The 12,327-nt window shown below is 62.8% G+C and carries 10 protein-coding genes; 1 reads left to right on the forward strand and 9 read right to left on the reverse strand.

Annotated elements, in window-relative coordinates; all coding sequences use genetic code 11:
• Positions 1 to 105: 105 nt before the first annotated feature.
• The 8 genes from topB to GST84_09230 form a co-directional block, all read right to left on the reverse strand.
• Positions 106 to 2,067 (reverse strand): DNA topoisomerase III, encoded by a 1,962-nt coding sequence (topB, locus tag GST84_09195; GenBank protein ID XGB12532.1) that lies wholly within the window; start codon positions 2,065 to 2,067, stop codon positions 106 to 108.
• A 207-nt stretch (positions 2,068 to 2,274) separates the two neighbouring features.
• Positions 2,275 to 2,703 (reverse strand): GNAT family N-acetyltransferase, encoded by a 429-nt coding sequence (locus tag GST84_09200; GenBank protein XGB12533.1) that lies wholly within the window; start codon positions 2,701 to 2,703, stop codon positions 2,275 to 2,277.
• Positions 2,696 to 3,862, reverse strand: coding sequence for a cupin domain-containing protein (locus tag GST84_09205; GenBank protein XGB12534.1), 1,167 nt, complete (start codon positions 3,860 to 3,862; stop codon positions 2,696 to 2,698). Before GST84_09205 ends, GST84_09200 begins: the two co-directional genes overlap by 8 nt.
• 81 nt (positions 3,863 to 3,943) lie before the next feature.
• Positions 3,944 to 5,314 carry an adenylosuccinate lyase gene (purB, locus tag GST84_09210; GenBank protein ID XGB12535.1) on the reverse strand — a complete coding sequence of 457 codons (1,371 nt, stop codon included), beginning with the start codon at positions 5,312 to 5,314 and terminating at the stop codon, positions 3,944 to 3,946.
• Positions 5,315 to 5,530: 216 nt separating this feature from the next.
• Positions 5,531 to 6,157, reverse strand: a complete 627-nt coding sequence (gene hflD, locus GST84_09215) for a high frequency lysogenization protein HflD (protein XGB12536.1) — start codon at positions 6,155 to 6,157, stop codon at positions 5,531 to 5,533.
• Complete coding sequence (gene mnmA, locus GST84_09220) at positions 6,154 to 7,278, reverse strand: tRNA 2-thiouridine(34) synthase MnmA (GenBank protein XGB12537.1); 1,125 nt, start codon at positions 7,276 to 7,278, stop codon at positions 6,154 to 6,156. The genes hflD and mnmA overlap by 4 nt, the downstream gene beginning before the upstream one ends.
• Before the next feature lie 59 nt (positions 7,279 to 7,337).
• Positions 7,338 to 7,778 (reverse strand): NUDIX domain-containing protein, encoded by a 441-nt coding sequence (locus GST84_09225; GenBank protein XGB12538.1) that lies wholly within the window; start codon positions 7,776 to 7,778, stop codon positions 7,338 to 7,340.
• 205 nt (positions 7,779 to 7,983) lie between these two features.
• Entirely contained in the window at positions 7,984 to 10,209 is a 2,226-nt protein-coding gene (locus GST84_09230; GenBank protein XGB12539.1) for an NADP-dependent isocitrate dehydrogenase, read from the reverse strand.
• A 414-nt stretch (positions 10,210 to 10,623) separates the two neighbouring features.
• Between GST84_09230 and GST84_09235 the strand changes: the two genes are divergently transcribed.
• Positions 10,624 to 11,880, forward strand: a complete 1,257-nt coding sequence (locus tag GST84_09235; GenBank protein ID XGB12540.1) for an NADP-dependent isocitrate dehydrogenase — start codon at positions 10,624 to 10,626, stop codon at positions 11,878 to 11,880.
• Positions 11,881 to 11,951: 71 nt separating this feature from the next.
• Here the strand turns inward: GST84_09235 and cspD are convergent, their stop codons facing one another.
• Positions 11,952 to 12,218, reverse strand: coding sequence for a cold shock domain-containing protein CspD (gene cspD, locus GST84_09240; GenBank protein XGB12541.1), 267 nt, complete (start codon positions 12,216 to 12,218; stop codon positions 11,952 to 11,954).
• Positions 12,219 to 12,327 lie beyond the last annotated feature (109 nt).

The raw sequence follows: 12,327 nt of genomic DNA on the forward strand, positions 1-12,327 counted from the left end.
AAGTTAGCAGTTAAATTTCACGCTGCCAATGTGTTGGTCGGGTTTTGTGGTTTGCCTGTTGTTAATGTGTTGCCTGGGCTGGCCTCTTCGCGGGTGAACCCGCTCCTACAGGGGGGCTCGCTTTTTTCGCGCCTGGCGTGGCTTGCTTGGGGTCGCCTTGCTTCCAGTCGCTTTGCTCTTCCCGCCACCGCGACGTTTCTTTTTCCAGGGCGGGGCCGCCCCGGCCGCTGGCCCGCTGATGGTCATGCGCATGCCGCTGCAACGCTCGACCAGCTTGCCCATCCACGCCGACTGCCGGGCAACGAACTCTTCCAGGGGCATCTCGCCGCTTTGCACCATGTCCAGCGCCTGCTCCCAGATTGCCGTGGTGCCGGGGTCGGCAATGGCCCGGGGAACGGCGTCGATCAGGCTGAAGGCCGCAGGTGTGGCCGACAGCGCCTTGCCGTTCTTTACCAGGTAACCGCGGTCGAGCAGACCCTGGATAATGCTGGCGCGGGTGGCTTCGGTGCCGATGCCGGTGGTTTCCTTGAGCTTCTGCTTCAGCCGAGGGTCATCCACCAGCTTGGCCACGTTTTTCATCGCTTTGATCAGGTCGCCCTCGGTAAACGGCTTGGGCGGCTGGGTCCACAGGTCTTTCAGTTGCAGGCCGTGTACGCTGCAGTCCTGGCCTTCGCGCAGCGCTGGCAGCACCTGGGCCGGTGGTGCCTCGCGGCCTTTGGCCGGGGTCAGCGCCTCGGGCAAGGCGCGGCGCCAGCCCGGCTCGACAATCTGTTTGCCCACAGCACGCAGCGCATGACCGGCGCAGTCGAAGTCGGCCTGGGTGCGGTCGTACTCATGGTTGGGCAGGAACTGCGCCAGATAGCGGGCGCGGATCAGGGTATACACGGCCTTGTGCTTGGCCGGCAGGCGCGAAGGGTCGCTGGCGGCGGCGGTGGGGATGATGCCATGGTGAGCGCTGACTTTGGCGTCGTTCCACGCCCGCGAGCGGCGTTGCGGCTCCAGGTAGGGCTGCAGCGGCGCCAGGCTGGCATCGGCCCGTTGCAGGGCAGCGAGGATGGCAGGTGCCTCGGCGTGCTGGCTTTGTGGCAAATAGCCGCAATCGCTGCGCGGGTAGGTGATCAGCTTGTGGGTTTCGTACAGTGCCTGGGCAATGTCGAGGGTTTCCTGGGCGCCGAGGCCGAACTTTTTCGAGCACAGCTCCTGCAGGGTGCCAAGGTCGAAGGGCAGTGGTGCAACTTCGCGCACACGCTCGGTCGCTACCTTTACCGCTCGGGCAGTGCCGGCATGGCTTATATCGGTGGCGGCCTGCTGTGCCAGGCCTTGCTTCAGGCAGCGGCCTTGGTCATCGCAGGCGTCTTCGGGGGCGCGCCATTGGGCATTGAAGCGTTGGCCGGCGTGTTCCAGTTGTACATCGATGGCCCAGAACGGCACCGGCACGAAGTCGGCGATGCTGCGGTCGCGGTCGACCACCAGGCGCAAGGTGGGCGTTTGCACGCGGCCTACCGGCAGCACACCCTGGTAGCCGGATTGGCGGCCCAGCAGGGTGAACAGCCGGCTCATGTTCATGCCGATCAGCCAGTCGGCGCGGGAGCGGCCCAGCGCCGAGTGGTACAGGTTGAACGTCTCGTGGCCTGGCAGCAGGCGTGCCAGGGCTTTGCGGATGGAGGCGTCGTCCAGCGCCGACAGCCACAGGCGCTGCACCGGACCTCGGTAGCGGCAATGCTCGACCAGCTCGCGGGCAATCATTTCGCCTTCGCGGTCGGCGTCGGTGGCAATCACCAGCTCCCGCGCTTCACCGAGCAGGCGCTTGACCGCCTTGAACTGGCTGGCGGTCTTGGGCTTTACCAGCATCTTCCATTTGTCTGGAATGATCGGCAGGTCAGCCAGGTTCCAGCGCTTGTAACGTTCGTCGTAGCTGTCGGGCGGGGCGGTTTCCAGCAGGTGGCCAATGCACCAGGTGACGCAGATATCGGTGCCTTGCCAGCAGCCGTCGCCTTTGCGGTTGGCGCCGAGCACTTTGGCGATGTCTTTTGCCTGGGAGGGTTTTTCACAGAGGAACAGGCGCATGGCCGGGACGCTTTATCGGGGTGGTGGGCCATAGGATGCGCAAGCGGGGGCGCGGAGGCAAGTTTTATCTGGATGGATGTACAGGTTTTTGTCAGGAGAAGTGTCTTTACCTGTGCCGGCCTCTTCGCGGGCAAGCCCGCTCCCACATGAATCGTATTCCCATGCAGGAGCGGGCTTGTCCGCGAAGCGGCCAGTGCAGGTTACGGATCAGGCGCGTGAGTCGCGCACCATGTCCACATGCGGGATGCCAGCTTCGAGGAATTCCTCGCTGACTACGCGAAAGCCCAGCCGCTCATAGAACGGCGTGGCGTGTACCTGGGCGCTGAGCATCTGTTGTTTCAGGTCGCGGTTCTGCGCTTCGACGATGACCGCATTGACCAACGCATCGCCAACCTTCAGGCCACGCCAGTCCTTGAGCACCGAGATGCGCCCGATGGTACCGTCGGCCAGCAGGCGCGCAGTACCGATTGGATAGTCGCCTTCCAGGGCCAGGAAGTGCAGGGCGTCCTGATCTTCCGAATCGAACTCCAGCTCTGGCGGAATGTGCTGCTCGGCGACGAACACGGCTTCACGGATACGGCGGATGTCGGCGTTGTCTTTGTGCCAATCGGCGAGGCGAACGCTGATCTTATTCATTGGCGAATCCCAAGCTCCCTTGTTTGACCAGCTGCTGTACCAGCATAAGGCCATCTTCGTCCTGCAGCCACTCGGCCAGGTTGTCGATGTGCAAGGCGTCGGCCGCGCATACCAGTTTCAGCAGCTCTCGCAGTTTGCCGGGCAGTGGGCAACTACGGCCGCTGGCGAACAGCAGCAGGTCATTTTCGAATTCGGACCAGGCCAGGCGTGCGCTGGGGTTGCGAATCAGGATGGCGCCCTGCTCAAGAGCGTCGATCAGTTCTTCCTCGCTCAGCTCTTCGCCAACGATCTGCTCGGGGTAGCGCGGCTCGGTCATGAACTGGCCGAACCAGGTCAGCAGCAGGTCCTTGTCGCCCATGTGCTTGTCGAGCAGCGCCTTGAGGCGGTCGAGGGCATCGTGCTGGATCTGGTGCGGGTCGCTGACCGGCTGGGCGTCGGCGTCGCTGTAGCGCTCTTCGTCGGGCAGGAACTGGCCGAGGAAGTCTGTGAAGTGGGTCAGCACTTCGGCAGCGCTCGGTGCGCGGAAGCCGACCGAGTAGGTCAGGCAGTCATCCACGGCTACGCCGTAGTGGGCCAGGCGCGGTGGCAGGTAGAGCATGTCGCCGGGCTCCAGGGTCCACTCTTCACTCTGCTCGAACTCGGCCAGGATACGCAGGTCGGCGTGCTCCAGCAGCGGGCTGTCACTGCTGCACATCTGGCCGATCTTCCAGTTGCGCTGGCCGTGGCCTTGCAGCAGGAACACATCGTAGTTGTCGAAGTGCGGGCCGACGCTGCCACCCGGGGTGGCGAAGCTGATCATCACGTCATCGATACGCCAGCTGGGCAGGAAGCGGAAGTTTTCCAGCAGTTCGGCCACTTCCGGAACGAACTGGTCAACGGCCTGTACCAGCAGTGTCCAGTCTTTTTCCGGCAGTTCGGCGAAGGTGTCTTCGCTGAACGGGCCGCGGCGCAGCTCCCACGGGTGCGCGCCGTGTTCCAGCACGATACGTGACTCGACTTCGTCTTCCAGGGCCAGGCCGGCGAGTTCATCGGGGTCGATCGGGCTGATGAAGTCCGGGAAGGCCTGGCGCACCAGCAGCGGCTTCTTCTGCCAGTAGTCGCGCATGAATTCGCGGGCCGAGATGCCGCCGAGCAGCTGCAGTGGAGTATCAGGATTCATGTTCAACCTATTGAAAAAACGTAATTTTCGTACGGGAATAAAAACGCCCGGCCAGGCCGGGCGTTGTACGCGACGCTCAGCTTAGATGCGTTTGGCCTGGGCTGCCGCGTTACCGATGTAGGTAGCGGGGGTCAGCTGCTTGAGCTCGGCCTTGGCTTCGGCTGGCATGTCCAGGCCGTCGATGAAGGTCAGCAGCGCTTCTGGGGTAATGCCCTTGCCACGGGTCAGCTCTTTGAGCTTCTCGTAGGGGTTTTCGATGTTGAAGCGGCGCATCACGGTCTGGATCGGCTCGGCCAGCACTTCCCAGCAGGCGTCCAGGTCGGCGGCGATGCGAGCTTCGTTGACTTCCAGCTTGCCGATGCCTTTCAGGCTGGCCTCGAAGGCGATCACGCTGTGGGCAAAGCCCACGCCCAGGTTGCGCAGCACGGTGGAGTCGGTCAGGTCACGCTGCCAGCGCGAGATCGGCAGCTTGCTGGCCAGGTGCTGGAACAGCGCGTTGGCGATACCCAGGTTGCCTTCGGAGTTTTCGAAGTCGATCGGGTTGACCTTGTGCGGCATGGTCGACGAGCCGATTTCGCCGGCGACGGTCTTCTGCTTGAAGTAACCCAGCGAAATGTAGCCCCACACATCACGGTCGAAGTCGATCAGGATGGTGTTGAAGCGGGCGATGGCGTCGAACAGCTCGGCGATGTAGTCGTGCGGCTCGATCTGGGTGGTGTACGGGTTGAACTGCAGGCCCAGTTCGTCTTCGATGAAGGCGCGGGCGTTTTCTTCCCAGTCGATCTGCGAGTAGGCCGACAGGTGGGCGTTGTAGTTGCCCACGGCGCCGTTGATCTTGCCCAGCAGCGGTACGGCGGCAACCTGGGCGATCTGGCGCTCCAGGCGATACACGACGTTGGCCAGTTCTTTACCCAGGGTGGTCGGCGAAGCTGGCTGGCCGTGGGTGCGCGACAGCATTGGCACTTCGGCGTGGGCGTGGGCCAGGGCGCGGATGGCGTCGGCGACCTGGCGCATCAGCGGCAGCAGCACTTCGTCGCGGCCGGCGCGCAGCATCAGGGCGTGGGACAGGTTGTTGATGTCCTCGCTGGTGCAGGCGAAGTGGATGAACTCGCTGACCTTGGCCAGCTCAGGCAGCTTGGCGGCCTGCTCCTTGAGGAGGTATTCAATGGCCTTGACGTCGTGGTTGGTGGTGCGCTCGATTTCCTTGACGCGCTCGGCGTGCTCCAGCTTGAAATCGTTGGCCAGGCTGTCCAGCAGGGCGTTGGCTTCGGCGGAGAACGCCGGCACTTCGCCGATTTGCGGGTGGGCGGCCAGGCGCTGCAGCCAGCGCACTTCGACCAGGGCGCGGAAACGGATCAGGCCGAATTCGCTGAAAATGGGGCGCAAGGCCTGGGTTTTGCCGGCATAACGGCCGTCTACAGGGGAAACCGCAGTGAGCGAAGAAAGCTGCATGGGGTGTTCTCGGACAGTCAGGCTTTTGGAAGGGCGCATATCATACATGAAAAATGCGCCCAGGTCGGGTGGCTGACCAAAGGTCGGCCCAAATTTGGATCGGGTGGCAGACCCTGTGGGAGCGGACATGCCCGCGAACACCGGCGTAGCCGGTGCCATACACCGCGTCGCCTGCTTCGCGGGCAAGCCCGCTCCCACAAAGGGCAGTGCAGCCCGTCAGCTGGGGCTGCGCATCATGTCGTACAGTTCGTTCAGCAACTTGCGCCGGCTGAACACCAGCTGCCAGCGGTGCCCGCCCAGCTGCCGCCACAGTCGCGCGGCGCGGATGCCGGCCAGGAGCAGGGCGCGGATCTTCGAGGCGTTGTTGGGCTGCTGCAGGAAGCGCATGTCGCCGTGCACCTGGATGCGCTGGCGCAAGGTGCTCAGGGTGTCCTGGTACAAAGCTCCACTGGAAGCGATGACGTTTTCGTGAACCAGGCCGAAATGCTCGGCCTGCGACTGGATTTGCGGCAGGCGGTTGCCGATGGTGTCCAGCAGGTCGCCACGCTTGTTCAGCTGGCGCTCCAGGCCCAGCATCGACAGGGCGTAGCGCAGCGGCTCACGTTGCAGGCTGTTGGGGTCGCGCTCAAGGGCGCCGATCAGCGCTCGGTAGCCGTCGCGCAGGTTCAGGTCGTCACCGCCGAACACCTCCAGGGTGTCCTTGGGGTCGCGCACCAGCAGGCTGCCCAGCATGCAGCCGATATTGGCTTCACTGGCCTGGCCGGTGCGGGCGATGCGGTCGACCAGCACGGCGGCCTGGAACACACCACCCAACGCAATCAGCTGTTCCTGCAGGTTGCTCATGCGCGCGGGCTCCACGGCTCGGCAGCCTCGATCACGCCGCCGCCCAGGCACACTTCACCATCGTAAAACACCACGGACTGGCCAGGGGTAACGGCGCGCTGAGGCTCGTCGAACACGGCGCGGTAGCCGCTGGCGGTGCGCTCCAGGGTGCATCGCTGGTCGCTCTGGCGGTAGCGCACCTTGGCAGTCAGCTGACGTGGGTTGCCGAGGTCGACCGGGTTGACCCAGAAAATCTCCGAGGCCAGCAGGGCACGGGAGAACAGCCATGGGTGCTCGTTGCCCTGGCCGACCACCAGCACGTTGCGAGCCAGGTCCTTGTGCAGCACGTACCACGGTTCGTCACTGGCATCCTTCAGGCCGCCAATGCCCAGGCCCTGACGCTGGCCGATGGTGTGGTACATGAGGCCATGGTGGCGGCCGATCACTTCACCTTCGGTGGTTTCAATATCGCCCGGCTGGGCCGGCAGGTACTGCTTGAGGAAGTCGCTGAAGCGGCGCTCGCCAATGAAGCAGATGCCGGTGGAATCTTTCTTCTTGGCCGTGGCCAGGCCGTGTTTTTCGGCAATGGCACGCACTTCGGGCTTTTCCAGTTCGCCGACCGGGAACAGGGTGCGGGCAATTTCCTGGCCGCCGACGGCGTGCAGGAAGTAGCTCTGGTCCTTGTTCGGGTCCAGCCCCTTGAGCAGTTCGGTGAGTGCGCCAGTATCGCGGCGGCGCACGTAGTGGCCGGTGGCGATCAGGTCGGCACCCAGCGACAGGGCGTAGTCGAGGAACGCCTTGAACTTGATTTCGCGGTTGCAGAGGATGTCGGGGTTGGGGGTGCGGCCAGCCTTGTATTCCTCAAGGAAGTGCTCGAACACGTTGTCCCAGTATTCGGCAGCAAAGTTGGCGGTGTGCAGCTTGATGCCGATACGGTCGCACACGGCCTGGGCGTCGGCCAGGTCTTCACGGGCGGTGCAGTATTCGGTGCCGTCGTCCTCTTCCCAGTTCTTCATGAACAGCCCTTCCACCTGGTAGCCCTGCTCGATGAGCAGAAGGGCTGAGACGGAAGAGTCCACGCCGCCGGACATGCCGACGATGACGCGGGTCTTGGCGGGGTCTTTAAGTGCTGGGCTGGTCATGGGTACCGGTGTGTATCAAGGGGGAAAAACGCCGATTCTATCAAACCCGTGGCGCCGCGTCAGTCGCGTAGCAGGTCGAGGCTGTGCAGCGGGCCGTTGAGATAGTCATCCAGGCAGCGTGGCACCAGCTCGCTGCGCCAGCGGGTTGGGTCGGCCAGCAGTTCGTCGCGGGTCAGCCACACGGCGCGGACGATGTCGCTGTCCAGTGCCAGGTCGGCATGATGGCACACGGGGCGGGCGGCGAAGCAGACGCGCTGGTAGGTCACGCCGTTGCTGGGGGCGGTGTACAGGTAGATGCCGACCACACCGGTCAGCTCGACTTCCCAGGCGGTTTCTTCCAGGGTTTCGCGCAGGGCGGCCTGGGGCAGGGTCTCGTTGGGCTCGAGGTGGCCGGCAGGCTGGTTGAAGACGTGCTGGTTGGCTTTGAACTCCTCGACGAAGAGGAACTTGCCTTCGTGCTCGACGATGGTCGCTACGGTGATGTGGGGTTGCCAGGTCATTTGCCATGTCCTTTCAGGTTGCCGGGACCGCCTTGCGGTCCTTCGCGGGCTCACCCGCTCCCACAAGGTGCAGCGCAGGTCTCACAAACTGCACCTCTCCTGTGGGAGCGGGCTTGCCCGCGAAGGGCCGCAGAGCGGCCCCATTTCCCAGAAAGCACAAACCCCGGTGCGTGGCCGGGGTTTGTGCTGTTACTTCAAGCGAACCTTACAGGGCAGCAATTGCGCTGTTCAGGGTCTGGCTTGGGCGCATCACCTTGGCGGTCAGCTCGGCATCCGGGGCGTAGTAGCCGCCGATGTCGGCTGGCTTGCCCTGAACGGCGTTGAGCTCGGCGACGATGGTCGCTTCGTTCTCTGCCAGGGTTTTGGCCAGCGGTGCGAAGCGTGCCTGCAGGGCAGCGTCGTCCGACTGAGCAGCCAAGGCCTCGGCCCAGTACAGGGTCAGGTAGAAGTGGCTGCCGCGGTTGTCGATGCCACCGACTTTGCGCGACGGCGACTTGTTGGTGTCGAGGAACTTGCCGGTAGCCTGGTCCAGGGTGTTGGCCAGAACCTTGGCGCGCGGATTGTCGTAGGTGTTGCCCAGGTGCTCCAGGGAAGCGGCCAGGGCCAGGAATTCACCCAGCGAGTCCCAACGCAGGAAGTTTTCTTCAACCAGCTGCTGTACGTGCTTCGGAGCCGAACCGCCGGCGCCGGTTTCGAACAGGCCGCCGCCGCTCATCAGCGGCACGATCGACAGCATCTTGGCGCTGGTGCCCAGTTCCATGATCGGGAACAGGTCGGTCAGGTAGTCGCGCAGCACGTTGCCGGTCACCGAGATGGTGTCCTTGCCTTCGCGGATGCGGGCCAGGGAGAACTTGATGGCATCGACCGGTGCCAGGATGCGGATGTCCAGGCCGGTGGTGTCGTGATCTTTCAGGTACTTCTGCACCTTCTCGATCATGACGCCGTCGTGGGCGCGGGCCGGGTCCAGCCAGAACACCGCCGGGGTGTTGCTCAGGCGGGCACGGTTGACGGCCAGCTTGACCCAGTCCTGGATCGGTGCGTCCTTGGTCTGGCACATGCGGAAGATGTCACCGGCTTCAACGTTTTGCTCCAGTACCACGTTGCCCTTGCCATCGACCACGCGCACGACGCCATCGGTGTTGATCTGGAAGGTTTTGTCGTGGGAGCCGTACTCTTCGGCCTTTTGCGCCATCAGGCCAACGTTCGGCACGCTACCCATGGTGGTCGGGTCGAAGGCACCGTTGGCCTTGCAGTCTTCGATGGTGGCCTGGTAAATGCCGGCGTAGCAGCGGTCCGGGATCACGGCCTTGGCGTCTTGCAGTTCGCCTGCGGTGTTCCACATCTTGCCCGAGTCACGGATCATGGCCGGCATCGAGGCGTCGACGATCACGTCGCTCGGCACGTGCAGGTTGGTGATGCCTTTGTCGGAGTTGACCATGGCCAGGGCCGGGCGCTCGGCGTAAAGGGCCTGGATGTCGGCTTCGATCTCGGCCTGCTTGTCGGCTGGCAGGTCCTTGATACGGGCGTACAGGTCGCCGATACCGTTGTTGGCGTTGAAGCCTACTTCGGCCAGGGCAGCGGCGTGCTTGGTCAGCACGTCGTTGTAGAATTCTTCGACGATGACGCCGAACATGATCGGGTCGGAGACCTTCATCATGGTGGCTTTCAGGTGCACGGACAGCAGCACGCCGGCGGCCTTGGCATCGGCGATCTGCTCGGCGATGAAGGCTTTCAGGGCCTTGCGGCTCATGGTGGCGCAGTCGATGACTTCGGCGGCTTTGACGGCGGTCTTTTCTTTCAGCACGGTGGTGCTGCCGTCTTTGCCGACCAGCTCGATGCGCAGGCTGTCGTCAGCTTCGATCAGTGCGGCTTTTTCGCTGCCGTAGAAGTCGCCCTGGGTCATGTGGGCAACGTGCGACTTGGAGTCAGCGGCCCAGGCGCCCATCTTGTGCGGGTGCTTGCGGGCGTAGTTCTTGACCGACAGCGGCGCGCGGCGGTCGGAGTTGCCTTCGCGCAGCACTGGGTTCACGGCGGAGCCCTTGATGCGGTCGTAGCGGGCACGGGATTCTTTTTCTTCCGCGGTGGCCGGCTCGTCGGCGTAGTCAGGGATGTTGAAGCCCTTGCCTTGCAGTTCCTTGATCGCGGCTTTGAGCTGCGGTACCGAGGCGCTGATGTTCGGCAGCTTGATGATGTTGGCTTCAGGGGTGGTAGCCAGCTGGCCCAGTTCCGCCAGGTGATCGCCTACTTGCTTCTCTGCGCCCAGTTGCTCCGGGAAGGCGGCAAGGATACGGCCAGCCAGGGAAATGTCGCGAGTTTCGACAGCGATGTCAGCCGAAGCGGTGAACGCTTCGATGATCGGCAGCAGCGAGTAAGTGGCGAGGGCGGGGGCTTCGTCGGTGAAGGTATAGATGATCTTGGAACGGGTGGGCATGCGGGTTAACTCTCTGTGTGCTGAGCGTGCTCGAGTCTCGTGGTGCGCAGGGTAGGCGCATCGCCCTGGCAGCGCCATGAGCGGAAAGTCGAGAGGCTGCGAGCGGTGATGGTGGATGCATCAGTCGAGCGTCAAGTGCTGGGGTGCGGTAACAACCCAGGCTTAGTGGCCATTCATGGCCTAGGGCGGTCCGCATTTTCCTGGGATTCGCCCCGATGACCCTTCGGTCGCGGCGGAGTATACCAAACCATTTGGGCTAATCAGCAAGGCCAAGTGATATCGGCCCATTTATAAGACCAAAGACTAAGCGGCAATGTGGCGGGTTGTCGCATGCCTTGCAGGTCGGCAGATGTGGTTTAGGCTCAGTGGATCGCACGATGTCCAAACCACACCCGACAGCGGAGTAGTGCAAGCATGGGATACCAGAAAATCAAGGTTCCGACCGACGGCGCCAAGATCACCGTCAATGCAGATCATTCGCTTAATGTGCCTGATCATCCGATCATTCCTTACATCGAGGGCGACGGAATCGGCGTCGATGTCTCGCCGGTGATGATCAAGGTGGTCGATGCCGCCGTGGAGAAGGCCTACGGCGGCAAGCGCAAGATTGCCTGGATGGAGGTGTACGCTGGCGAGAAAGCCACCCAGGTGTATGACCAGGATACCTGGCTGCCACAGGAAACCCTCGATGCCGTGCGGGATTATGTGGTATCGATCAAGGGGCCGCTGACCACCCCGGTCGGTGGTGGCATCCGCTCGCTCAACGTGGCCCTGCGCCAGCAACTGGACCTGTATGTGTGCCTGCGGCCGGTGCTGTGGTTCCAGGGTGTGCCGAGCCCGGTGAAAAAGCCTGGCGATGTTGACATGGTGATCTTCCGCGAGAACTCCGAAGACATCTATGCCGGCATCGAGTGGAAAGCCGGATCGCCCGAGGCGGACAAGGTGATCAAGTTTCTTAAAGAGGAAATGGGTGTCACCAAGATCCGCTTTGACCAGGACTGCGGCATTGGTGTCAAACCGGTGTCGAAGGAGGGTACCAAGCGACTGGTGCGCAAGGCCCTGCAATACGTTGTGGATAACGACCGCGAATCGCTGACCCTGGTGCACAAGGGCAACATCATGAAGTTCACCGAGGGTGCCTTCAAGGACTGGGGGTACGAGGTGGCGCGTGACGAGTTCGGCGCTGAACTGCTCGATGGCGGCCCGTGGATGAAGTTCAAGAACCCCAAGACCGGCCGCGAGGTCATCGTCAAGGACGCCATTGCCGATGCCATGCTGCAGCAGATCCTGCTACGCCCGGCCGAGTACGACGTGATCGCCACCCTCAACCTCAACGGTGACTACCTGTCCGATGCCCTGGCGGCGGAAGTGGGCGGTATCGGCATTGCACCGGGCGCCAACCTGTCCGACACCGTGGCCATGTTCGAGGCCACTCACGGCACTGCACCCAAGTATGCCGGGCAGGACAAGGTCAACCCGGGCTCGGTGATCCTCTCGGCAGAGATGATGCTGCGCCACATGGGGTGGACCGAGGCTGCGGACCTGATCATCAAGGGCACCAATGGCGCCATTGCGGCCAAGACCGTGACCTACGATTTCGAGCGCCTGATGGACGGCGCCAAGCTGGTAAGCAGCTCAGGCTTTGGCGACGAAATGATCAAGCACATGTGAAACAACAGAAAACCGGCCGCCTTCTGTAAAGAAGCGGCCGGTTGTTTCGTATACCGGCACAGTGCAGGCAGTCAGGCTTTTGCGGTTTCGCTTTGCGGCTCGCCGATGGATCTGGCAGTCTCTGCCGCGGCGGCCGCAGCATCCTTGATTTCGATGGCGTGCAAGCCTTTCGGGCCCTGGACGATGTCGAATACCACGGCCTGGCCTGCCTTCAGGGTTTTGTATCCGTCCATTCGGATGGCGGAATAATGGGCGAACAGGTCATCGGATTTACCTTCCTCATTGATGAATCCATAGCCCTTGGCATTGTTGAACCACTTGACTTTACCGCTTGCCATCCCTATGTCCCTCTGCAAAGGACTCCATCACTGGAGTATCATCCACTTCATCCGCATACGAACCTTGCGAAAAATCTGGTTGACTGCGCGGATCTTTATCGCCCACGGT

This window comes from Pseudomonas putida (assembly GCA_041879295.1).
In the GTDB taxonomy this organism is placed as follows: domain Bacteria; phylum Pseudomonadota; class Gammaproteobacteria; order Pseudomonadales; family Pseudomonadaceae; genus Aquipseudomonas; species Aquipseudomonas putida_Y.